The following is a 21,511-nucleotide window of genomic DNA, read 5'->3' as shown; positions in this document are numbered from 1 at the left end:
CAAATTTCGCAGCAACTGCTGGAATATGCATTAATTTTGTGGAAAAAGAAAGCAGGAAGTTTATGGAGCATGGTCGAAAAGCATTAAACAATAGATATTAAGAGATGAGGAGGAATTAATCTGTATGTTTAGTGAAGCAAATCGGATAAAGATTCTCATTGCCGATGATAACCGTGAATTTTGTGGAATACTCAGGGACTATTTCAATAACGATTCCGATTTTGAAATAGTGGGCATCTGTAATAATGGCACTGAGGTTTTGGAGATTATTGAAAAGACTCCGATTGAAGTTTTAATTCTGGATCTCATAATGCCTTATATGGACGGTATCGGAGTTTTGGAAAAAATCAATGAATTGAATATTGAACCGCGCCCCCGGATAATCATACTGACTGCTTTTGGGCAGGAGAACATAACCCAGAAGGCAGTTCAACTGGGAGCTGATTATTACATACTAAAACCCTTCAATTTGCAGGTTTTAGGCGACCGGGTTAAACAGCTGGTTCGTGATGTACCGCCCCGGGTTGAGAATAGGAATGCGGGAAGCTCTGTAGTCAGTAGTAGATCGGGAGCAGGTAAAGATATGGAAATCGAGGTAACCAAAGTTATTCATGAAATAGGGGTACCTGCCCATGTAAAAGGTTATCAGTATTTGCGTGATGCTATCATGCTGGTGGTTGCGGAAATCAATTATCTGGGAGCAGTTACCAAAGAATTATATCCTACTATTGCCCAGAAATATGATACTACCCCCAGCCGGGTGGAAAGAGCTATTCGCCATGCTATAGAGCTGGCCTGGGATCGCGGTGACCTGGACAAAATAAACAAGTTCTTTGGCTACACGGTAAGTGGAGAGAAAGGGAAACCGACCAATTCAGAGTTTATTGCCATAATTGCTGATCGCTTGCGGCTGGAAAACAAAGTAAGCTAAAGGAAGTTGCCTGAAAGAAATGCCTCTCATTTATGCTAATACTAAATGAGAGGCATTTTCTTTAGGGCGCTGCTTTTCGTCCTCTTATCAGCCGGGAGTAGTATTTTTAATTAATTACACTATATGATAATATAGTTTTCGTAGGATTCTTTAACTGATATGTGAAAACCCTATATTACAGGCTTTTATAAGCCTGCTAAAACCTGAGGTGAATAATGTTAGCCAAAGGACGCGCCCGGATGGACCGGCGTACCAAAAACCTGGTAAAACGATTGAAAAAGAGCGATATTGCTATTATCGACCACGATGACATAGATGAAGTGGCCGCTAATTCCCTCATCGATGCCCGGCCGCAGGCTATTATAAATACCCAGGCTTCCATTACGGGGCGTTACCCGGCCAAAGGAGTCTACAAGATTCTAAAAGCGGGCATACCGGTATTAGATGAGGTAGGGGAGAATATTTTTTCCCAGCTCCGCGAAGGTGTTCTCATAGAGATCAGGGGAAACCAGGTGTTTTGGGGAAAAACCGTAATTGCCGAAGGAAAAGAACTGAGCCTGGAAGATGTAAGGCTGAAGCTCAAAGAAGCTCACCAGAACATCCAGCTGGAGCTGGATCATTTTGTCGATAACACCATGGAATATGCCAAGAAAGAAAAGGATCTCTTGATTGGTAATATCGATGTGCCGGTTCTGGATACCTATATGCTTAATCGTCATGTTCTGATAGTGGTGCGGGGAAGCAGTTATAAAGAAGACCTGAGAACGATAAGCTCGTATATTCAGGAGGAACAGCCGGTCTTAATCGGGGTAGACGGAGGAGCTGATGCGCTCCTGGAGTTTGGGCTTAAGCCGGATTTGATTGTAGGTGATATGGATAGTGTCTCGGATCGGGCATTAAGCAGCGGGGCGGAAATAGTGGTACATGCCTATGCTGATGGAACCGCTCCCGGCTTGGATAGGATCGAATCCATGGGTCTTAAGGCCAAAACCTTTCCTATGCCCGGCACCAGTGAAGATGTAGCCATGATACTGGCCTGGGAGTATGGTGCCAGCCTTATTGTAGCTGTGGGCAGCCACTCCAATATGATTGATTTTCTGGAAAAAGGGCGTAAAGGTATGGGCAGTACTTTTTTGGTACGCTTAAAAGTAGGTTCCATACTGGTTGATGCCCGAGGAGTAAGCCAGTTATATAAGCAACACCTGCCCAGCAAATACCTGCTGCAGTTGCTGGTGGCCGCACTGATTCCAATTACGGTAATATTGGCCGTTTCCCCAGCAACCAGGCCATTTTTGCGTCTCATCCTCCTGCAACTTAAGATTCTTTTTAATATATGAGGTAGTATTAATAATTCTGTTTGGGGTGTGTGAGCATTGATTGATCTGAGATATCATATTGCTTCTATTGTAGCCGTTTTTTTAGCATTGGGACTGGGCATACTCATAGGCAGTACCATAGTGGGGGATAACCTGCTCGTGGATCAGCAAAAGAAAATGATTGATCGCCTGGAGGGACAGTTTTATTCCCTGCGGGAAAGAGAAAGCGAGTTGTCAGCCTCCAACCAGTATAAAGACCAGATCATCTCCAATTATGAGAACTACAGCCAGGCCTTGCTTCCTCCACTGGTGAAGGAACACCTGACCGGATACCAGGTGGCCCTGGTAGTCACCGGGGGCAGTGACATACCGGCCGGTATGCTGAATGCCCTGTCTATTGCCGGAGCCAATGTGGTTTCCAAATCTGTTATTTTGTCCAATATCAGCCTGGATGAAGCGAACTTGCGCCAACGGGTACAGGAGTTCTATGGCCTGGATAAAGAGGTTTCCCCCGATGTCTTAAGGCAGTATGTAGCCGCCAGTGTGGCCGCAGTTATAACGGATAAAGCCGACTCCGGGGTAATAAGCTTTTTACAGGAAAATGATTTGTTGAAGTTCAGTGGGAGTAATACCATGCCCCTTAATGGGATAGTATTATTGGGAGGCACCAATAACCTGGCCGGATTTTTTGCGGCCAGTTTTGACCATACCTTGATTGAGTCGCTGGCTCAGCAAGGTTTAAAAATATTTGGGGTAGAAAACTCCAAAGTTACCTATTCCTATATGGAAGAATACCAGAAAGATAAAATCAGCACTATTGACAATGTTGATCTGAGTCCGGGGCAGATATCTCTGGTTTATGCCATGGAGGGTGAACCCGGTGATTATGGTATCAAAGTCACCGCCAAGAAGTTTATGCCCTCACTACCGGTAGAATCAGTGAATAAACAACAGAGGTAGTAGTAGCGGAAGACGGAAATCGGAAGATGCCGGTGTAGGCATGGGCGCAGGCATAGGCAGGCATGCGGACGGTTCTTTTGCCTGGCAAACAGCTGCATTATGGGGGGCAGTAAGAAAATAAGCTTACATCGCCTGACAATACCCTAAAGTATTTCCATCAGTGGTTGTGGCCCTCACCCTGCGGGTACTCCTGGTGTTCCACCCTGCGGGTGTCACTATTAAGGTTGCGGCCATGGGGGGTTAGTAAGAAAAGTCGTCAGTCATTGGGCGTCAGACGTTGGGAACGGTAGTTTAGCGATTGTTAGACTATTGTTCAACCATCGTTCAACCATCGATTCGATATGAGGTAGTTCCGATGAAAAATATCACGGTAGTGATTCCTGCTTATAATGAAGAAGAACGGATCGGGGAAACCCTGCAGGCGGTGAAGTCTATTCCCGGAATTAGCCGGGTTATTGTAGTCAGTGATGGCTCAACCGATGCCACCGCTTCCCGGGCACGTGAAGAAGGAGTAGAAGTTCTGGAGCTATACCCCAACCGGGGCAAAGGTGGGGCTATGAATGCGGTCTTGCCTTTTTTGAACATTGAACAGCGGGAGCCGTCACTATCCGCCGAAGCAATGGAGTTGGGATTTGTACCCCAGCTTTCCACCCGGGAGCATACTGCAGATTCTTCTGCCAATCTTCTGCCCCCCCAGCTAGAGGGAAAGGCTGCAGATATTGTGGTTTTTCTGGATGCCGATCTGGGGGCGTCAGCCAGCCAGGCCAGCCGGCTAATAGAACCGGTGGCTAAAGGAATGGCTGACCTCAGTATTGCTTCATTTCCTCCTCCTAAGAAAAAAGGAGGTTTTGGCCTGGTTAAAGGAACGGCGGCCTGGCTAATAAGGAAGGTTGGGAAAATGGAGGCCAGAGCGCCGCTTAGCGGGCAAAGGGCTATGACCCGGGAAGTGTTGCAGGCGGTTACTCCATTTAATGAAGGTTATGGGGTAGAGCTGGGAATGAGTGTAAATGCTCTCTTGCAGGGTTTTAAATTGCTAGAAGTTCCGACTACCATGAGCCACAATGAAAGCGGCCGCGATTGGAAAGGCTTTTTACACCGGGGCCGGCAGTTTTGGGATGTTCTAAGGGTAATTGGCGATTTGAGGAGGAAGGGCATTTGAATATTTGGCTTGTAGCCGGTCTGGCTGCAGTGGCCGGTGTACTCGCAGAAGGACTGATACTCCATTACCTGCTTCGCCTGTTGCAGGAAAGCGCTGCCACCAGGAAGAACTACCAGGGATTGGATATCCCGGTCAGTGCCGGTATCAGTTTCCCCCTGGCCCTTCTGCTGATTTATACTATAATCCTGCTTTTTGCTCCTCTATATGCGCAGCCGGTAAAGCAGGAAGTATACTTCCTTTTTCTTATGGGCATATTTGCTATTTCTCTACTGGGTTTTGCAGATGATATGCTGGGTCAAAGAGATACGCTGGGTTTTAAAGGCCATTTGGGTGCCCTGTTACATGGAAGAATGACTACCGGGGGCTTGAAGGCGGCAGGTGGAGCATTAATTGCCCTTTTTTTAGCTTTATCCCTGGCTTCAGGCTGGCCGGATATTATAGTGAATACACTAATTATGGCTCTATTCGCCAATATGTTAAACCTTTTGGATTTACGGCCGGGACGAGCGGTCAAAGGGTTTTTCTTTTTCTTTATCTTGCTGGCTTTCTTGGCCAGTTGGAAAATCAACTGGATTCTAATAGCTCCTTTATTGGGAGCTACTCTCTATTATCTGCATTTCGACCTTAAAGCCCTTGCTATGATGGGCGACAGTGGCTCCAATGTGCTGGGTTTGGCCCTGGGATTTATGGCTGCCGGCAGCCTGCCTCTCAGCTTTAAAGTCGGAGTTTTATTCTTTCTGATATTTATGCACCTTATCACCGAAAAGTACTCGTTAACGCGGATTATAGAAAAAGTGGCTGTACTACGAAAAATAGACCAATGGGGAAGGGGGAAGAGTGATGGTAAAAGTGAAAAGACTGGTTGACATCTTTATCCGCCTGGTGGAGACGGCTTCCGTATCCGGACGGGAATCTGCCGTAAGGGATTTGCTCCAGCAATGGTTTCAGCAGCGAGGGCTGACGCTGGTGGAAGATGAGGCCGGACAAGAACTGGGGGGCGATTCCGGCAATCTTCTGCTGCAAATCCCGGGGACCATGGAGGGTCCTACGCTTTTATTCGCCGCTCATATGGATACGGTAGAGCCCGGAATCGGGGTTAAGGCCGTAGTCGATGAAGACGGTTTTATCAGAAGTAAGGGCGATACCATTTTGGGGTCGGATGATAAAGCGGCCATAGCCGTTTTGCTGGAAGTATTTGATATTTTAAAGGAAAAGGGAATATCCCATCCCCCTTTGGAATTCCTTTTCACCGTAAGTGAGGAACAGGGCCTGAAAGGAGCCAAAGCCTTCGATTTTAAGCAGCTTAAATCAAAAATAGCCTATGTTCTGGATGCCGGTGACAAGCCGGGTGCTATTATTATCCAATCTCCCTGCCAGAATGAAATGGAATATACGGCTTTTGGCCGCGCTGCCCATGCGGGCATAAACCCTGAAGATGGCATAAATGCCATACAGCTGGTAGCCCATGCTCTGGCCGCTATGCCCTGCGGTCGCATCGATGATGAGACTACCTGTAATTTCGGAGGAATAGAAGGGGGAACCGCCCGCAATATAGTAGCTGAATTCTGCCGGGTAAAAGGCGAGGCTAGGAGCTTGAGGCGGGAAAAGCTGGACCTTCTAAGCACTGAGCTTAAAGACATTTTTATAGCGGAAGTGGAAAAAAGGGGAGGAAAGGCCGAGGTTGCAGTGAGATCTCTCTACCCGGAGATCAGGCTGGAAGAGAGCGAAGAAGTGGTTCAACTGGCGGCCCGGGCTGCCCGTAATATCGGCCTTAAGCCTCGTTTACTCAGTACCGGTGGCGGTAGTGATGCCAGTATAATAAACGGGCAGGGAATTCGCTGCGCCAATCTGGGCGTAGGGATGCGGGCCGTACATACCTGTAATGAACATATCAGTATTGAAGATTTGGTCAATGATGCTCGCTGGGTACTGGGCATAATTGAGGAAGCTGCCAGGATAGGAGAATAAAATGATTGCCATAAAGCGGGGGAAAATACTGAAGGAGCTCTTTACCCGCCCGGGAATTAAAGGCTATATAATTTCTATTGACGGCGAAGAAGCCCGCTCTATAGTATATCCGGAGCTGGTGGGGGAGGTTCTGCCGGGAGATGAAGTGCTGGTAAATACCACGGCGGTTGAACTGGAACTGGGCAGCGGCGGCTATCATTATGTTATTGCCAGCTTGCCGGGACGGAACCGGGAATTGGCCCCAGGCGGGCATATAATGAAATTGCGTTATACTCCTATGCAGCTTAAAGTTCTAAGCGTGGAGGAAGAAGCCAGCCCTTTTCACCAGGTGATGCAGGAAGCAGATAGCCTGGAGAACACTCCGGTACTGGTGTCCAGCCTGCATTCCATGCTTCTTCCTTTGTGTTTGCAACTAAAGGAAAAGGATAAAGAGCTCAGGCTGGCCTATATTATGACCGATGGGGCAGCCTTGCCGCTGGCTTTCAGCCAGGTGGTGGATTATTTAAAAAGGGAGGGCCTGCTGCAGGCTGCGCTAAGTGTGGGACACGCTTTCGGAGGCGACCTGGAAGCCGTAAACATATACTCCGGGCTTTTGGCCGCTCGCCATATATTGCAGGCTGATATTATAATCGTAGGCATGGGACCGGGAATAGTAGGAACCGGAACCAAATGGGGCTTCACGGGAATAGAGCAGGGGGAAATCCTGAATGCGGTTGAAGCGCTGGAGGGCAGGCCGGTAGCCGTACCCCGCATTAGTTTTGCGGATAAGAGAAAGCGACATCAAGGAATAAGCCATCATACCCTGACGGTTCTTTCCCGAGTTTGCCGGGTTAAGGCTCTGGTACCCTTACCCTTGTTGGAAGAAGAAAAAATGGATTTTTTATGGACGCAAGTCAGAGAGGCCGGGTTGTTGGATAAATACCATTTTACTGTCGAAAATGAACCGGGAATTCTTGATTTGCTTAATAACGGCAGCTTTAAGGCCAGCACCATGGGCCGGGGGGTGGAGGAAGAAAAGGAATTTTTCCTGGCCCTGGGGGCGGCTGCTCAAGCAGCCTTGCGTTTGTACCGGCAGGAGTAACTCGGCTCAATGCAGGTGCAGGCGAATGAAATCTTGCAAACGGGTATCCGGGGGGTAGGCCTTTAATAGAGCCAGGAGCTCCCCAAACTTACCGGAAAATACTATAGTGTTTTTGCCTACGCTTATACTCATGAATTATCACCTCCCTGGCAGTTTATGCCGGGATTAGGTAAAATATGCGGGAGGAGAAGCTCATGGATTTGGAAGAAAAGACTCTGGCTTCCCGGGAGATATTCCAGGGACGCATTATAAAGGTCAGGGTGGATCAGGTCCTTCTGCCCGATGGCAGTGAGAGTAGCCGCGAAATAGTGGAACACTCCGGGGCGGTAGGTATTGTAGCTATAGATAAGGAAAACAATCTATGGATGGTGCGGCAGTACCGCAAGGCCCTGGAAAGGGTTTTGCTGGAGATACCGGCGGGAACTTTGGAAGAAAACGAAGAACCGCTCGAATGTGCCCGCCGGGAGCTGGAGGAGGAAACCGGGCTGCAGGCCGCAGAATGGCAGGAAATACTGAGCTATCATAGCGCCCCCGGTTTTTGTGATGAAAAGCTCTTTTTGTTTATGGCTCAGGGCCTGAGCCTGGGAGAAAGCAGTTTAGATCGGGATGAATTCCTGGAAGTGAAAAAAGTCCCGCTGAAAGAGGCCTATGAGATGATTTTTAGCGGAGAGATCATTGATGGCAAGAGCATAATAGGCATACAATATGCCTGCCGGTTATTGGGTTGCTGAAAATTTGAGCAAAGGCTTGTTAAGAAGGGATTAAAAATTGCGGGAAATATTTGCTGATTTGCATATTCATATAGGCCGCTCGCAAGGCCGGGCTATAAAAATTACCGCCTCCCGGGAACTTACCGTAAAGAATATTCTATTTCAGGAAGCTCCCCACAAAGGGCTGGATATGGTGGGTATTGTTGATGCCGGCAGTACTCTGGTAGCGGCGGAAATAGAAGAAATGCTGCTCCATGGTGAGCTGGAGGAACAGCCCCAGGGGGGATTTCTGGCTGCGAATGGAGTACTGATGATAGCCGGAGCGGAAATAGAAAGCAGGGAAGGAGTGCATTGGATAATATTCCTTCCCTTTTTGCATAGCATCAAATCGCTGCAGAAGTACCTGCGCTCCCGGGTGAGGAATATGACTCTGTCCACCCAGAAGGCTGATGCTACTGCGATTGACCTGCTCAACCTGAGTTATCTCCTGGAGGGAATTTTCTGTCCGGCCCATGCCTTTACTCCCCATAAAGGAGCTTATGGTTTTTGGACCGATAGCCTGGCCGATAAAATGGGGCGTGATTTGACTCAGGTGAAGGTTCTGGAATTGGGCCTAAGTGCAGATAGCTTGATGGCCGACATGATCGCTGAAACCAGCGGTTTTACTTTCCTGTCCAATTCAGATGCCCATTCCCTGGCCAATATCGGACGGGAATATAATCTTTTGCGTATGAAACAGAAAAACTTTGCGGAATTCAGGTATTGTCTGGAAAACTATGAGGGACGCCGGGTTCTGGCCAACTATGGTATGGATCCCTTGATGGGCAAGTATCACCGCAGCTTCTGCCTGAAGTGTGAGCGTATTGCTGCGGAGGCTCCCCCGGTTCAAGCCTGCGCTAATTGTGGCAGCGAGAATTTAGTGAACGGGGTTTATGACCGCATCGTGTCCATCAGGGACTACAGCGAACCCCGGCAACCGCTGGGCCGAGCCCCCTACTATTACCGGGTGCCTTTGCAGAAATTGCCCGGGATTGGACCCAAAACCCTGGAAAAACTGCGCGCCGGGCTGGGCAGTGAAATAGATATATGCGAAAATGCCAATCAGGATGATATAAGTAAAATTGCCGGTGAAAGGGTGGCCGCTCTGATTATTGAGATGCGAAAAGGCCGCCTGGATATATCTCCCGGAGGTGGAGGCCGTTATGGTAAAGTCCAAAAGAATAATCGTAAGCAGTGATGCCAGTGGTGCCGTACAGGCTGCCCGCGAGGGTTTGCTCCTCATAATTGTCGATGTGATTGATATGTCGACCACTCTGGAAAGCGCTCTGGACGCCGGAGCTGCAGCCGTTCTGGGCTGCAGTCCTGACTTTACCCGGGCTCCGGTAAAGGTGGCTCCGGAAGAGATCGGCCAGGAAGCCAGCCGCCTGGCCCGGGAAAAGGGCCGGGGCATTATTCTGGTGGCTGAACCCCGGGTGGGAACGGAGGAAGAGCGTCGGGGCCGCTGTCAGAGAGTGATAAGCGGAATTGAAAAGGGAGGAGGCGTGATCGAAGCCGTGGTTCCCAATATCGGAGCGGAAACCCCCCGGCTGGTGGATATGAAGGACCGGGTAGTAGTGGCGGTAACTGATACGGGGGGGGTGGCTTTTGATGCCGCTTTCCAGGAAAGCCGCCGTCTTACCGTAGGAACCGTAGCCAGAACCCTGAAGCAGAAAGGAATGGAACCAGCCCTGACGGCGGTCAGCCGGGCATTGAAGATGCTGCAGGAGACTGACCAGGGGATAGCTGTGGTGGCCGCCAGCCGCAATTCCCTGGAAGATGTCCTGGCTGCACAGTTCATTGCCAACCTCTTTCTATAATATATCATGGGGACGGTTCTGCTGCCTGTTCCACCCGGTTGCGGCCATTTTGTTTGGCCTTATAGAGAGCGGCATCGGCTAACTGAACCAGCTCAGCAGTCGTAGTTTTTTCATCACCGACTGCTTTCATGGCTACACCGAGGCTGATGGTTACTGCAATGGGGGTGCTATTAAACATCACCGCCTCCTGGCTGATACTTTCCAGGATACGATTCGCTATTATTATGGCTTCTTCTGTACTACAGCCGGGAAGAACCAGGAGAAACTCCTCGCCTCCATAACGACCAACGGAATCATAGAGACGAATATTATTTTTCATCCGCCGGGCAACTTCTGCCAGTACGGCATCACCAGCCACATGGCCATAAGTGTCATTTACTTTCTTAAAATGATCCAGGTCTCCCATAATTATGGCCAGGTTGCTATTTTGCCGCCTGGCGCGGTAAAGTTCTTTTTCCAGTATATTAAGTATCTTTGCATGATTAAATATTCCGGTTAAGAGATCGTGTTGGGCCTGATAACGCTGGACCTCCAACGCTTCGTTCAGTGACTGCTGTAAATCCAGGATACGTTTGCCTACCCGTAAGCGCACTTCTAATTCCTCGGGCATAAAGGGTTTGGTAATATAATCATCAGCCCCGGCATTAAGCCCTCCAATAATATCTTCCTTACTATCCCGCCCGGTGAGCAAAATAATATAGTGATAGGTATTATTATCTAATTGACGCAAACGGCGGCATAATTCCAATCCATCTATCCCTGGCATCATCCAGTCCAGCAGGACCAGTTGAGGCGAATCCTTTTCTTTAAGGATATCCCAGGCCTGAATGCCATCCCCTACTTCCAGCACCTCATAACCCCATTTTGATAATAGGGCCTTTACTACAGCGCGGGAAATCAAATCATCATCAGCAAGCAATACTCGCATAATTTTCGCCCTTCCATATTTAATTCTAAAAGTTGCTGGATATTTAACTCTTGACCAGACGCTTGATAAACTGCAAAGTATCAACAGATGCTGCTGTATCTTCCGCAATCGCTTTCTGTTCCAGATCCAAAAATAGTTCATAAAGCTTTTGTATGCGCAGAGTGCCGGAAGAACCTTTTAATTGATGAGCCAGGCTGCGGACCTTTTTATAGTCATCGTTGGTCACGGCATTTTGCAATTCTTCCAATACCCCTGGCAGGGTTGACCATAATTTATCATAAAGCTCCCGGCTATCTCTCTCAGATAATCCGGTCTCAGCCATAAAGCTGCTCAAGCTTTCCTCCAACATGGCTGCGATCTCGCTGACAGACTCTTGCTGCCCGGCAGCGTAGTGTTCAATAATATTAAACAGCAGCTGGAAATCAACCGGTTTACTGATGTAATCGTCCATACCTGCCTGCAAACATTTCTCCCGGTCTCCCTCCATGGCGTTGGCAGTCATAGCAACAATGACAGTATGCCGTTCTTCTCCCTCCATTTGTCTAATCCTGGCAGTAGTTTCATATCCGTCCATCTCTGGCATCTGACAATCCATAAAAACCATGTCATAATCTTTTTGCTGCAGGGCTTTTAATGCTTCGGCTCCACTGCTGGCCAGATCACAGTACATACCTTTCTTTTCTAACATTTTAATAATTATTTTCTGGTTCATTTCGTTATCTTCGACCAGAAGAAACCTGGGATGGGCAGAAACCGGATTTTCCTTGATCGTATAACGGGTGATGATTGAATCACCCAGGGAGGTTTCTGCCTTTAAACCCAGGACTATAGAAACGCATTTGAGCAGTTCGTCTCTTTTTACGGGCTTGGTCAGGTAAGCGCTAAAACCATATTCTTTAGCCCGGTTGGCATCCCCCCTCTGGGCGGCCGAAGTAAGCATAATCAAATGTATAGCTCGGGTGGAAGGTATGGCCTTAAGGGCGGCGGCCAGCTCATATCCATTCATAACAGGCATTTGAAAATCTACAATTACTACATCAAAGGATTTTTTAGCGGCTGTAGATAGGAGGATAGTGATGGCCTTTTCGGCACTATCGCTCTCCTCAACCAGGCATTGCGCATCTTCTAGATAAGTCCGTATGATTTTGCGGTTACTGCTGTTATCATCCACAACTAGTACCCGGGCACCCGTAAGCTCTGCAGGTTCAAAATCCAGGCTATCCTTATGCAGACCTGGTTTAAAGCAAGCAGTGAAGTAAAACTTTGATCCATGGCCTAATTTACTCTTTACCTGCATGGTTCCTTTCATTAAGCGCACCAATTCATAGGAAATCGCCAGACCCAGACCGGTACCCCCATATTTCCTGGTGGTGGAGGCATCCGCCTGGGTAAAAGGTTGAAAAAGTTTTTCCATGTCCTCCGCGGCAATACCAATACCGCTATCACAAACTTCAAAAGCGATTTCCACCTGCTCCGCAGTTTCAGTTATCGTTTCCGCAATTACCAGGATTTCACCGGTATGGGTAAATTTAACCGCATTGCTAAGCAGGTTATTTAAGATTTGACGCAGCCGGGCCGGGTCACCCACTACCTCATCTGGTACATTGGATTTGATCAGGGTATGCATCTCCAGGCCTTTTTCTCTGGCCTTTGGAGCCTGCAGGGAAACAGCGTCTTCCACTACCGTTCTAACCCGGAAGGGGATTTCTTCCATGGTCAGTTTACCAGCTTCAATTTTAGAGAAATCCAGGATATCATTAATAAGATAAAGTAGGATTTCCGAGGCTCTATGTGCCTCCTGCACATAGTCTTGCTGTTCAGTCGATAGTTCAGTTTCCCCCAGGAGTTCCAGGAACCCCAATATGCCGTTCATAGGAGTGCGAATCTCATGGGACATATTCGCTAAAAATAAGGATTTGGCGTGGTTGGCAGATTCAGCTGCTTCTTTAGCCTGGGCCAGTTTTTGTTCCATTTGACTGCGTTCGATGGCTTCAGCAATAGAATTGCTGAAAGCCTTCAAAATGGAAAATTCGTCTTCACTCCAGTTTCTTTCCTCCTTGCATTCATCAAAACCGACAAAACCCCATAAAACTCCTCCTACAAAGATGGGTAAAGCCAGTATTGATATGATTCCTTGTTCTAACAGGAGTTCTTTATCCAATCCATCCTTGAATTCTTGTACCCTTCCAATAATTGCTTCATTCCGCATTAGCGGTTCTAAAAAATTCGCTATCTGCTCGAAGGGGATATTCCGCAGTCTGGGATTGTTTATTTGGGCTGGGAAAATACCGGAGTTCCATTCCATTTTATAGCTGGTACAGGCCTTATTATCTTCATAATGGTTTTCAAACATATAGACCCGATCTACTCCGGTAGCCTCACCCAGCAAAGCCAGGCATTTATTAATAGCTTCATAGTAATCACTATTTATTAATAGTTCATTGGTAGCGGCAGCAATGTTGGATAGTATTTTTTGTTTTATAAGCAGCTGGTTTTGGGCTATTTTACGCTTGGTTATATCCCGGGATACTCCAATCAGCCCGGCTATGGTTCCGTCTTTGTAAAAGGGTGTTTTTACCGTCTCCAATTCCATTATGGAGCCGTCAACCAGGGTTATAGTTTCTTCGTTCATACGGGTCTCACCCGATAGCAGCATTTCCCTGTCTTTTTGCATAAAAAAGCGGGCCAGCTCCTTATCTTTAACAAAATCCAAATCAGTTCTGCCCACTATTTCTTCTTCGGCTAGACCAATAAACCTGTGAGCAAAGGCATGGTTACAACCCAGGTATATATTGTTTATATCTTTGTAAAATATAAGGTCAGGAATGGCATCAATCAATGATTTTAAGAAGGTCCGCTGCTCTATCAGCTCATGTTCTAATCTACTACTCTCGGTAATATCCCGGGTAATTCCCGTAGTTCCTATCACATTGCCCTTCTGGTCAAACACCGGGGTTTTAAAGGTACTAAACCATATACCTCCGGCTTTATCCTGCAACCGCTCCTCTTTATTGATTTGTTTTTTGCTAGCCATTACTTCTCGGTCATCTTCCATATATTTTAAAGCAAATTCCCGGGGCCATATATCCAGGTCGGTCTTACCAATTATTTCATCGCGTGTTAAGCCACAGGATATTTCAAAAAACCGGTTTACCTCTATATGATGTCCTTCTTTATCTTTAAACCAGGCTAAAAAAGGCAGGTTATCCAAAATGGCTTTTAGCTGTCCCCGAGTACGGCTCAAGTCTTCCTGAACTTTCTTTATCTCGGTAATGTCGGTATGGGTGCCGATAACCCGCAGAACTTGGCCTTCTTCATCACGCTTAATCACCTTTCCCCGGTCCAGAATCCATTTGTAGCTGCCATCCCGGGTACGCAGACGATGTTCACTCCCGTAAACCGGTGTCTGGCCATCAAAGTGTTTTTGCAGTTCTACCTGGATCCGTTCCCAATCCTCCGGGTGAACCCGGCTTTGCCATTCCTGCAGGGAGTCCCCGATCTCGTATTCTTCATAACCCAACATGCTTTTCCATTCCCGGGAAAAGAATACCTGATTAGTTACCGCATCCCAATCCCAAACCCCGTTCCCACTGCACTCCAGGGCTGAAGACCAGCGATCTTCACTTTCCTTTAAAAGTTCTTCGGCTATCTTCCTTCCGGTGATATCCACCATTACCGTTAAAAGGTAGACCTGATCGTCGGTTTCTATATATTCGACCGAAAAAATAACATATAATTCGCTAGCGTTTTTTGTACTAAGGGTTAATTCCTTATTATGTATATAGCCCTGCTGGTAAAGTTCTTTTATGAGTAAATCTCTCTCGGCAAACGGTATAATCCCAAGCTCACTTGAGGTTTTGCCGATTACCTCGTCCCTACTATACTCCAACCTTCTAAGATAACTTTCGTTTACATCAATAAGCTCACCACTGTCAATCTTGCTGATAGCCATAAGTGCCGGATTAATAGAAAAGGCTTTGGAAAACCTGGCATTAGCCTGGCTTATCTGTGATATATCTTTACTGATAGTAAAAAAGACGGGGGTCCCCTGCCACTGCCCCCTCACAACTTTGGTTTCAACCGGTATGCAGCTGCCTCCTTTAGTATAGAGAGGAATAGGACAATGATCGCGTTTCCCGGCTATCATACTGGCAAATATATTGGCGGCTTCATCCCTTCTTTCCGGCGGATGCAAAAGAAGTAGTCTCATTCCCTCTAATTCTTCCGGGCTATAACCCAGTTTTTCGATAACTGCTTTATTGGCATATACAGTTTTGCCATTTTCATCTATAATAAATAAATAATCCTCTAAGGTATTAAACAAAGTGTCAAAATTAGCTTTCATCTCGTTTATGCTGAAACCGTCTGTCATCAGTAATCCCTCCTCCATATACCTGTGCTAGTTATTTGTTCATGATATTTATAATTTTGTATTTATTCTAAAAACCCTTTATAGCGATAAAAAAAGTGCAAGGCATTAATATGGCAAAAACAGGCTAAACTTAAAGCAAGGGAGGTATTTTGGAGTGAAAGCGATTTATGTGATAGGCCATAAAAACCCGGATATAGATGCCGTTGCTGCCGCCATAGCCTACCGGGAATATAAGGAAGCCACAGACCAGGGGCTGTACCTGGCGGCGATGGCGGGAGAAATGAGCGATGAAATAGATTTCGTATTAGAGGCTTTTGATTTTGCCCCGCCCCTGCATATAAAGAACGTGAAGACCACGGTAGAAGACCTTTTGGATGAGAAGGAGCCTTTTTGCGTATGCCGGGATATGAACCTGATGGAGCTCAGCAATATCTTGCGCCGGCAGGAACTGAAGACCGTTCCCGTGGTTGATGAAAAGGAGAGACTGCTGGGTCTGATTACCATCGGTGACATGGCCATGCTCTTTATGAACAGCCTGCTGGATATGGGAGATCTGGCGGAAACTCCGGGAATACTCGGGAAATTGCTGGATAGAAAAGTCACCGACATAATGAAAACCCGGGATTTAATCCTTTTTGAAAAGGATGAGGCCGCAGAAGAAGCCCGCAAGCTCATGCTTTCCACCCGGTTCAGAAATTACCCCGTAGTAGACGAAGAAAATCGTTTTTTAGGGATTATTTCCCGCTACCACCTTTTGAATATGCGGCGCAAGAAGCTCATACTGGTGGACCATAACGAAAAGAAACAGGCAGTTGACGGGGTGGAAGAAGCAGAAATATTGGAGATAGTGGATCATCACCGGGTGGGCGATCTACAGACCATATCGCCCATATACTTTCACAACGAACCGGTTGGTTCCACCTCCACCTTGGTGGCGGAAAAGTTTATCAGCATGAAACTGGCGCTCTCCAAAAACCTGGCCGGATTGCTGCTCTCGGGAATACTTAGTGATACCATGCTTTTCAAATCACCTACCACTACCGGCAAGGATTTGAGTATTGCCGCTAAACTGCAGGATATATCAGGATTGGAGCCCTTGAGCTGGGGCAAAGCCATATTTGAAAACAGCCATCAGCTGGATAAACGGGATGATGAGGAATTGATATACGAAGACCTCAAGGAGTACAGCAGTGAAGAACTTATCTTTGCTATTTCGCAGATTGAAACGGTTGACCTGGCCAGCTTCTCCCGGCGTAAAGCCTCCCTCTTGAAGAGCATGCAGGAGATATGCGAGCGCAAAGCCTATGCTTTTATATGCTTGATGGTCACCGGTATTCTGGAAGAGGGAACCGAATTGCTCTTTGCCGGGGAGAAAAGCTCTCTGGTTGAGCGGGCTTTTGGTTTGCACAGTGAAGAAGGGGAGATATTCCTGCAGGGGGTTATGTCGCGTAAGAAACAGGTGGTACCGGTTATATACGAAGCCCTGCGCCAGCAAAATCTCCTCTAGATGTGTGTAGAAATGCCGGGGACCCTTATGCTCAGTGACAAACTCAGTTAATAAAATTGAGCAATGAAGAATGAATTTTTCAAATTGCCCGCAGCTATTCTTGCCTTGTCAGAACCTGGAATAATTTCCAGGTCTTTTTCTTTTCTGCATAAAGTGAAGCAAAAATAAATATCTTTTTCTAAAGGCCGGTGAAAAATCCGCTGCCAAAAGCTATGAGCTCAAAAAAAGAGGAGCCCCTAAAACCGGCAAAAGGAGACGGCTATGTATTTGAAACAGCGGATAAAACAACATATCAGGGATAACCGCTGGCAATATTTGCTCATATTACTTATCTTTTTAAGCGGTATTGTTGTGGGAAGCTACAAAGTATCCAGCCTGGATGGGGGAGTAAGAAGCCACCTGCTGCAGATGATAGATAAGTATTTGAAAGGGGGGATGGAGGGCAATCTTGATGGAGCCAGCATCTTTTGCAGCGCCTTTCTTCATCAGAGCAAAACTATTCTGGTGATATGGTTTCTTGGTCTTACGGTAATTGGCTTTCCCTTGATTCTGGCGGTGATATTTTTACGGGGCATTTCTCTGGGATTCACCCTAAGTTTTTTATTCCAGGAAAAGGCCGGTGCTGGTATTATTCTGAGTTTTATTGCCGTTCTTCCCCAGAACATCGTCTATATACCTTTTCTTTTAATATGGGCGGTAGTGGCAGTCAATGCTTCGCTATATATACTAAAAGGCAGAAACAACAGTTACTTACCCCTGGGAACAGCTTTGATAGCTTACAGTATATTGATGCTGCTTTTCATCCTGGTTTTTTTACTCGGGGCCTTTATCGAAGCTTATCTATCACCCTGGTTGTTGCAGCTCCTGGTCTGAAGAAAAAGCGGACCTCAATAATATTTTCTGGAGGTGAAAAATCTGTGATTGTCGTTATAAATAACTGGAAAAAAAAGATTCTCAACTTCTTGATTTTGCTTGTTTTTATCCTCGCCTTTGCTCTGGCCGTTCCGACCATGACTGGGATACTGCATAAGCAGGTTCCTGCTTTGGGCAACTGGTTTAAGGAAGAGCACCCCAGCGGTAACCCCATGCGGGTGGAGAAGAACAAACAAAGTACCAGGTTTGAAAAGGTAATGGATCAATTTGTTTTCAAATTGCAAAACTTTTATTATGAGGAGAAGGAGTGAAAGCAGGAAAACAGGGCGAGTATGTCAAAAACAAAAAACATTAGAAAAACTGGGAGCAAGCTTATGCAGAATTCCATAGAGGATTTTATGGCTTATCTTAATTTTGAAAAGGGCCTGGCGGCCAATTCCCGTATTGCCTATAAGCGGGATCTGTTGAAATTCCAAGAGTTTTTGCGAGAGAATTCCCGGGCTTTATGTCCGCAGAATATTAGCAAGCATGATATTATGGCTTTCCTTTCCTGGCAGTTGGATCAGGGAGCAGCTCATTCCAGCATTGCCCGCAGCCTTTCCAGTATCAAGAGCTATTATAAGTTCCTGATACTGGAAGGGGAGCTGGAGAAAAACCCCAGCAGCGATTTGGAGACTCCCAAAATAAAACGCAAACTGCCCCAGGTTTTGTCTATCGAAGAAGTGGATAAGCTAATGGAACAGCCCAATCCGGTTGTGCCGCTGGGAATCAGGGATAGGGCCATGCTGGAGTTGATGTATGGAACCGGGATAAGGGTTTCGGAGCTCCTGTCTCTACAGGTGGAAGACCTCAACCCTACGGCCGGTTTTTTACGTTGTATGGGCAAAGGCCGCAAAGAGAGGATTATACCGGTAAACCAGACTTCCATCGAATGGGTAAATCGTTATCTGGCCCGAGTTCGTAATTCGTTGGTAAAAAATTCTCTGGAGAGAACGCTTTTCTTAAATGCCCGGGGCCGCCCCTTGAGCCGGCAAGGTTTTTTTAAAATATTGGAGAATTATGTTGGGAAAGCTGAACTGGAAAAGGAAGTGACTCCCCATACTTTGAGACATTCCTTCGCCACTCATTTGTTGGAAAATGGAGCCGATCTCAGAGCGGTTCAGGAAATGCTGGGTCATGCCGATATTTCTACCACCCAGATATACACCCACCTGACGAAAAGCAGGCTGCGCGAGGTCTACCAGCAGTATCATCCCCGAGCCTAGTCGGCCTGCATGAGGTTCCAGACCTACGGAGAACCCGAACTACAGGAGGTAGAGCAGTTTTGACCAGGAGAGCTATATTAATAGTTTTAGACAGCGCCGGCATTGGGGAAATGGAAGATAGCAGTCTTTATGGGGACCAGGGCAGCAATACCATCGTTAATACGGCCCGGGCGGTAGGAGGGCTGGAGCTCCCCCGCATGCAGAGCCTGGGTTTGGGCAACCTGGATGAAATACCCGGGGTGAAGCCTGTCCAGCAAGCTCTTGGCGCCTATGGCAAAATGAAGGAAAAATCACCAGGCAAGGATAGTACCACCGGTCATTGGGAGATGATGGGACAGGTATTAAAATATCCCTTTCCCACCTATCCCCATGCCTTTCCCCCTGATTTGATTGAGGAATTTGAAAGAAGAATACAGCGGAAGACCCTGGGCAATGTAGTGGCCTCTGGAACCGAGATAATAGAGCGCCTGGGGCCGGAACATATGAAAACTGCTTGTCCCATCGTTTATACCTCAGCCGACAGCGTTTTTCAGGTGGCCGCTCATGAGGAGCTTATCCCGCTGGCTGAGCTTTATGCCATCTGCCACACGGCCCGGGAGATGCTGGCCGGAGAAAACGCGGTAGGCCGGGTCATTGCCCGCCCCTTTACCGGTCATCCCGGAGCTTTTCAGCGTACCCCCAATCGCCATGATTTTTCTCTGGCTCCGGAACGCAGCATACTGGACGCGATAATAGAAGCAGGACAGCAGGTCATAGCTATCGGCAAGATTTATGACCTTTTTGCCGGCCGGGGAGTGAGTGAAAGCCGTCCCAGCAAAAGCAACCGTCAGGGAATAGAGCTTATAATCGCGGCGATAAAAGAAGAATCGTCAGGCCTGATATTTGCCAATCTGCTGGATTTTGACCAGGTATATGGACACCGTAACGATGTTGAAGGCTATGCTCGGGCCCTGGAGGAATTTGACGCTGAACTGTCCAATATTATGTCTGCCCTGAAGCCGGGCGATCTCCTCTTTATTAGCGCCGACCATGGCTGCGACCCCACTACCCCCAGCACCGACCATTCCCGGGAAATGGTGCCGGTCCTGGTTTATGGAAGGGAGTGCCGTCCTGGAGTTGACCTGGGGATCAGGGAGAGTTTTGCCGATTTGGGACAGAGCATAGCGGAACATATAGGGGTGCCGGCTTCCGGGCTGGCCGGAAAGAGTTTCTATCCTTTGATAAGGGGTTTAGTCTAATAAGGAGAAGCTGTTAAAATGAAGATGTCCTACATTATCGAAAAAAAACGCGATGGTAAAGATTTGAGCCGGGATGAAATAGAATTTCTAGTCCGGGGTATTGCTGTTGGTACTATTCCCGACTACCAGATTTCCGCCTGGGCTATGGCGGTATATTTTCAAGGCATGAGCCCGGGGGAGACCCGGGATTTGGCTCTGGCCATGGCCTATTCCGGCGAAGTGATAGAGCTTTCCGCAGTGGAAGGGGTCAAAGTGGACAAGCACAGCACAGGTGGGGTGGGAGACAAAACCACCCTGGTAGTTATTCCGCTGGTGGCGGCAGCCGGTGTACCCGTGGCTAAAATGTCCGGGCGGGGCCTGGGCCATACCGGGGGAACCATCGATAAATTTGAGTCTATTACTGGATTTAAAGTGGAAATGGCTCACCCGGCTTTCTTGCAGCAGGTAAGTCAGATTAAGGCGGCGGTGGTTTCCCAGAGCGGCAACCTGGTGCCGGCTGACAAAAGGCTTTATGCCATCCGGGATGTGACCGCAACCATAGACAGCCTGCCTTTGATAGCCTCCAGCATAATGAGCAAAAAAATCGCTTCCGGGGCAGAGGGAATAGTACTGGATGTTAAAGTGGGCAGCGGCGCCTTTATGAAAAGTTACGAGAAAGCTGCTCAGCTGGCTCGAATCATGATTGATATTGGCCGGGGAGCAGGCCGCAAGGTTGTGGCTCTGCTCAGCAATATGGATCAACCCCTGGGAAATGCGGTGGGCAATGCCCTGGAGGTTAAAGAAGCTATTGATACTCTGAAAGGGCAGGGACCTCCCGATCTGGAAGAATTGTCGCTGGAGCTGGCGGCGCAGATGATATTTCTGGGGGAAAAGGCCAGCAGTATTAATGAGGCACGGGAACTGGCCCGGTCTGCTTTGAAAAGTGGTTTGGGCCTGGTCAGCTGGAAACAGATGGTAGAGGCCCAGGGAGGGAAACTGAACTATTCCCTTCCCCACTACGGGCTCCCGGAAGCTGCGATTAAGGAGAAGATTACGGCGGGCCAGCGAGCTTATGTAGAGCATCTCAATGCGCTGGAAGTGGGGCAGGCCGCCATGCTTCTGGGAGCGGGGAGAGAACAAGTGAGAGATATAATCGATCACGCTGTAGGTATTGAGTTGTTAAAAAAACCGGGAGACCTGGTAGAAGCCGGGGATACCCTGGCGCTAATCCATGCCAATGACCCCGGTCGCTTGGAAACAGCCCGGAGACAACTCTTGCGGGCCTACCGCTTCAGTGAACAGGCCCCGGAGAAAAGCCCCTTGATTATTCAGCTCATCAGTTAGCGCCGGGATTATTTTTTTCGAATA

The 21,511-nt window shown here is 47.7% G+C and carries 19 protein-coding genes; 16 read left to right on the top strand and 3 right to left on the bottom strand.

Annotated features, from left to right (window positions below; genetic code table 11):
- Positions 1 to 124: 124 nt before the first annotated feature.
- The 7 genes from spo0A to AWB54_RS12470 all read left to right on the top strand — a co-directional run bounded on the left by spo0A (position 125) and on the right by AWB54_RS12470 (position 7,415).
- Complete coding sequence (gene spo0A / locus AWB54_RS12500; protein ID WP_061214934.1) at positions 125 to 931, top strand: sporulation transcription factor Spo0A; 807 nt, start codon at positions 125 to 127, stop codon at positions 929 to 931.
- A 215-nt stretch (positions 932 to 1,146) separates the two neighbouring features.
- A complete protein-coding gene (gene steA / locus AWB54_RS12495) occupies positions 1,147 to 2,268 on the top strand; it encodes a putative cytokinetic ring protein SteA (RefSeq protein ID WP_061214933.1) in 1,122 nt (373 codons plus the stop codon).
- Positions 2,269 to 2,304: 36 nt separating this feature from the next.
- Positions 2,305 to 3,207 carry a copper transporter gene (locus tag AWB54_RS12490; protein ID WP_061214932.1) on the top strand — a complete coding sequence of 301 codons (903 nt, stop codon included), beginning with the start codon at positions 2,305 to 2,307 and terminating at the stop codon, positions 3,205 to 3,207.
- 355 nt (positions 3,208 to 3,562) lie between these two features.
- Positions 3,563 to 4,366, top strand: a complete 804-nt coding sequence (locus tag AWB54_RS12485) for a glycosyltransferase family 2 protein (RefSeq protein WP_061214931.1) — start codon at positions 3,563 to 3,565, stop codon at positions 4,364 to 4,366.
- Positions 4,363 to 5,232: a hypothetical protein gene (locus AWB54_RS12480; protein WP_235811184.1), complete on the top strand. Its 870-nt coding sequence runs from the start codon at positions 4,363 to 4,365 to the stop codon at positions 5,230 to 5,232. Before AWB54_RS12485 ends, AWB54_RS12480 begins: the two co-directional genes overlap by 4 nt.
- Positions 5,207 to 6,334, top strand: a complete 1,128-nt coding sequence (locus AWB54_RS12475; RefSeq protein WP_061214930.1) for a M20/M25/M40 family metallo-hydrolase — start codon at positions 5,207 to 5,209, stop codon at positions 6,332 to 6,334. Before AWB54_RS12480 ends, AWB54_RS12475 begins: the two co-directional genes overlap by 26 nt.
- 1 nt (position 6,335) lies before the next feature.
- The gene (locus AWB54_RS12470; protein ID WP_061214929.1) at positions 6,336 to 7,415 is read left to right on the top strand and encodes a DUF3866 family protein; all 1,080 of its coding nucleotides are present in this window, start codon (positions 6,336 to 6,338) and stop codon (positions 7,413 to 7,415) included.
- 6 nt (positions 7,416 to 7,421) lie between these two features.
- On the opposite strand, the gene AWB54_RS16570 is transcribed toward AWB54_RS12470, so the two are convergent.
- Positions 7,422 to 7,547, bottom strand: a complete 126-nt coding sequence (locus AWB54_RS16570) for a hypothetical protein (RefSeq protein ID WP_268873653.1) — start codon at positions 7,545 to 7,547, stop codon at positions 7,422 to 7,424.
- A 62-nt stretch (positions 7,548 to 7,609) separates the two neighbouring features.
- Here AWB54_RS16570 and AWB54_RS12465 point away from each other — a divergent pair, with 62 nt between their 5' ends.
- The 3 genes from AWB54_RS12465 to AWB54_RS12455 are packed head-to-tail and all read left to right on the top strand — an operon-like array spanning position 7,610 to position 9,981.
- Complete coding sequence (locus AWB54_RS12465; protein WP_061214928.1) at positions 7,610 to 8,146, top strand: NUDIX domain-containing protein; 537 nt, start codon at positions 7,610 to 7,612, stop codon at positions 8,144 to 8,146.
- Between the two features lie 37 nt (positions 8,147 to 8,183).
- Positions 8,184 to 9,362, top strand: coding sequence for an endonuclease Q family protein (locus tag AWB54_RS12460; protein WP_061214927.1), 1,179 nt, complete (start codon positions 8,184 to 8,186; stop codon positions 9,360 to 9,362).
- Entirely contained in the window at positions 9,328 to 9,981 is a 654-nt protein-coding gene (locus AWB54_RS12455; RefSeq protein WP_061214926.1) for a hypothetical protein, read from the top strand. The genes AWB54_RS12460 and AWB54_RS12455 overlap by 35 nt, the downstream gene beginning before the upstream one ends.
- 4 nt (positions 9,982 to 9,985) lie before the next feature.
- On the opposite strand, the gene AWB54_RS12450 is transcribed toward AWB54_RS12455, so the two are convergent.
- Together AWB54_RS12450 and AWB54_RS12445 are read right to left on the bottom strand one after the other, a co-directional pair.
- The gene (locus AWB54_RS12450) at positions 9,986 to 10,909 is read right to left on the bottom strand and encodes a GGDEF domain-containing response regulator (protein ID WP_061214925.1); all 924 of its coding nucleotides are present in this window, start codon (positions 10,907 to 10,909) and stop codon (positions 9,986 to 9,988) included.
- A gap of 43 nt (positions 10,910 to 10,952) precedes the next feature.
- The gene (locus AWB54_RS12445; RefSeq protein WP_061214924.1) at positions 10,953 to 15,281 is read right to left on the bottom strand and encodes a PAS domain S-box protein; all 4,329 of its coding nucleotides are present in this window, start codon (positions 15,279 to 15,281) and stop codon (positions 10,953 to 10,955) included.
- Positions 15,282 to 15,435: 154 nt separating this feature from the next.
- Between AWB54_RS12445 and AWB54_RS12440 the strand changes: the two genes are divergently transcribed.
- The 6 genes from AWB54_RS12440 (at position 15,436) to AWB54_RS12415 (ending at position 21,487) form a co-directional block, all read left to right on the top strand.
- On the top strand, positions 15,436 to 16,788 hold the full coding sequence (locus AWB54_RS12440) for a putative manganese-dependent inorganic diphosphatase (protein WP_061214923.1): 1,353 nt from the start codon (positions 15,436 to 15,438) through the stop codon (positions 16,786 to 16,788).
- 261 nt (positions 16,789 to 17,049) lie between these two features.
- Positions 17,050 to 17,661: a stage II sporulation protein M gene (gene spoIIM / locus AWB54_RS12435; RefSeq protein ID WP_061214922.1), complete on the top strand. Its 612-nt coding sequence runs from the start codon at positions 17,050 to 17,052 to the stop codon at positions 17,659 to 17,661.
- Positions 17,662 to 17,705: 44 nt separating this feature from the next.
- Positions 17,706 to 17,972 carry a hypothetical protein gene (locus tag AWB54_RS12430; RefSeq protein WP_061214921.1) on the top strand — a complete coding sequence of 89 codons (267 nt, stop codon included), beginning with the start codon at positions 17,706 to 17,708 and terminating at the stop codon, positions 17,970 to 17,972.
- Between the two features lie 63 nt (positions 17,973 to 18,035).
- Positions 18,036 to 18,926 carry a site-specific tyrosine recombinase XerD gene (gene xerD, locus AWB54_RS12425; protein WP_061214960.1) on the top strand — a complete coding sequence of 297 codons (891 nt, stop codon included), beginning with the start codon at positions 18,036 to 18,038 and terminating at the stop codon, positions 18,924 to 18,926.
- Between the two features lie 59 nt (positions 18,927 to 18,985).
- Positions 18,986 to 20,164 carry a phosphopentomutase gene (locus AWB54_RS12420; protein WP_082736206.1) on the top strand — a complete coding sequence of 393 codons (1,179 nt, stop codon included), beginning with the start codon at positions 18,986 to 18,988 and terminating at the stop codon, positions 20,162 to 20,164.
- Between the two features lie 18 nt (positions 20,165 to 20,182).
- Positions 20,183 to 21,487, top strand: a complete 1,305-nt coding sequence (locus tag AWB54_RS12415) for a pyrimidine-nucleoside phosphorylase (RefSeq protein WP_061214920.1) — start codon at positions 20,183 to 20,185, stop codon at positions 21,485 to 21,487.
- Positions 21,488 to 21,511: the final 24 nt, after the last annotated feature.

It is taken from the genome of Syntrophomonas wolfei subsp. methylbutyratica (assembly GCF_001570625.1).
Lineage (GTDB): Bacteria > Bacillota > Syntrophomonadia > Syntrophomonadales > Syntrophomonadaceae > Syntrophomonas > Syntrophomonas methylbutyratica.
This window is presented reverse-complemented; position numbering and strand designations above follow the sequence as displayed.

Bases quoted from the DNA above. Each gene is read 5' to 3' on its own strand.
- AWB54_RS12470 (WP_061214929.1), top strand. From the start codon at position 6,336: ATGATTGCCATAAAGCGGGGGAAAATACTGAAGGAGCTCTTTACCCGC.
- AWB54_RS12445 (WP_061214924.1), bottom strand. From the start codon at position 15,281: ATGACAGACGGTTTCAGCATAAACGAGATGAAAGCTAATTTTGACACT.
- AWB54_RS12465 (WP_061214928.1), top strand. From the start codon at position 7,610: ATGGATTTGGAAGAAAAGACTCTGGCTTCCCGGGAGATATTCCAGGGA.
- xerD (WP_061214960.1), top strand. From the start codon at position 18,036: ATGCAGAATTCCATAGAGGATTTTATGGCTTATCTTAATTTTGAAAAG.
- spoIIM (WP_061214922.1), top strand. From the start codon at position 17,050: ATGTATTTGAAACAGCGGATAAAACAACATATCAGGGATAACCGCTGG.
- AWB54_RS12450 (WP_061214925.1), bottom strand. From the start codon at position 10,909: ATGCGAGTATTGCTTGCTGATGATGATTTGATTTCCCGCGCTGTAGTA.
- AWB54_RS12415 (WP_061214920.1), top strand. From the start codon at position 20,183: ATGAAGATGTCCTACATTATCGAAAAAAAACGCGATGGTAAAGATTTG.
- spo0A (WP_061214934.1), top strand. From the start codon at position 125: ATGTTTAGTGAAGCAAATCGGATAAAGATTCTCATTGCCGATGATAAC.
- AWB54_RS16570 (WP_268873653.1), bottom strand. From the start codon at position 7,547: ATGAGTATAAGCGTAGGCAAAAACACTATAGTATTTTCCGGTAAGTTT.
- steA (WP_061214933.1), top strand. From the start codon at position 1,147: ATGTTAGCCAAAGGACGCGCCCGGATGGACCGGCGTACCAAAAACCTG.
- AWB54_RS12475 (WP_061214930.1), top strand. From the start codon at position 5,207: ATGGTAAAAGTGAAAAGACTGGTTGACATCTTTATCCGCCTGGTGGAG.
- AWB54_RS12455 (WP_061214926.1), top strand. From the start codon at position 9,328: ATGGTAAAGTCCAAAAGAATAATCGTAAGCAGTGATGCCAGTGGTGCC.
- AWB54_RS12485 (WP_061214931.1), top strand. From the start codon at position 3,563: ATGAAAAATATCACGGTAGTGATTCCTGCTTATAATGAAGAAGAACGG.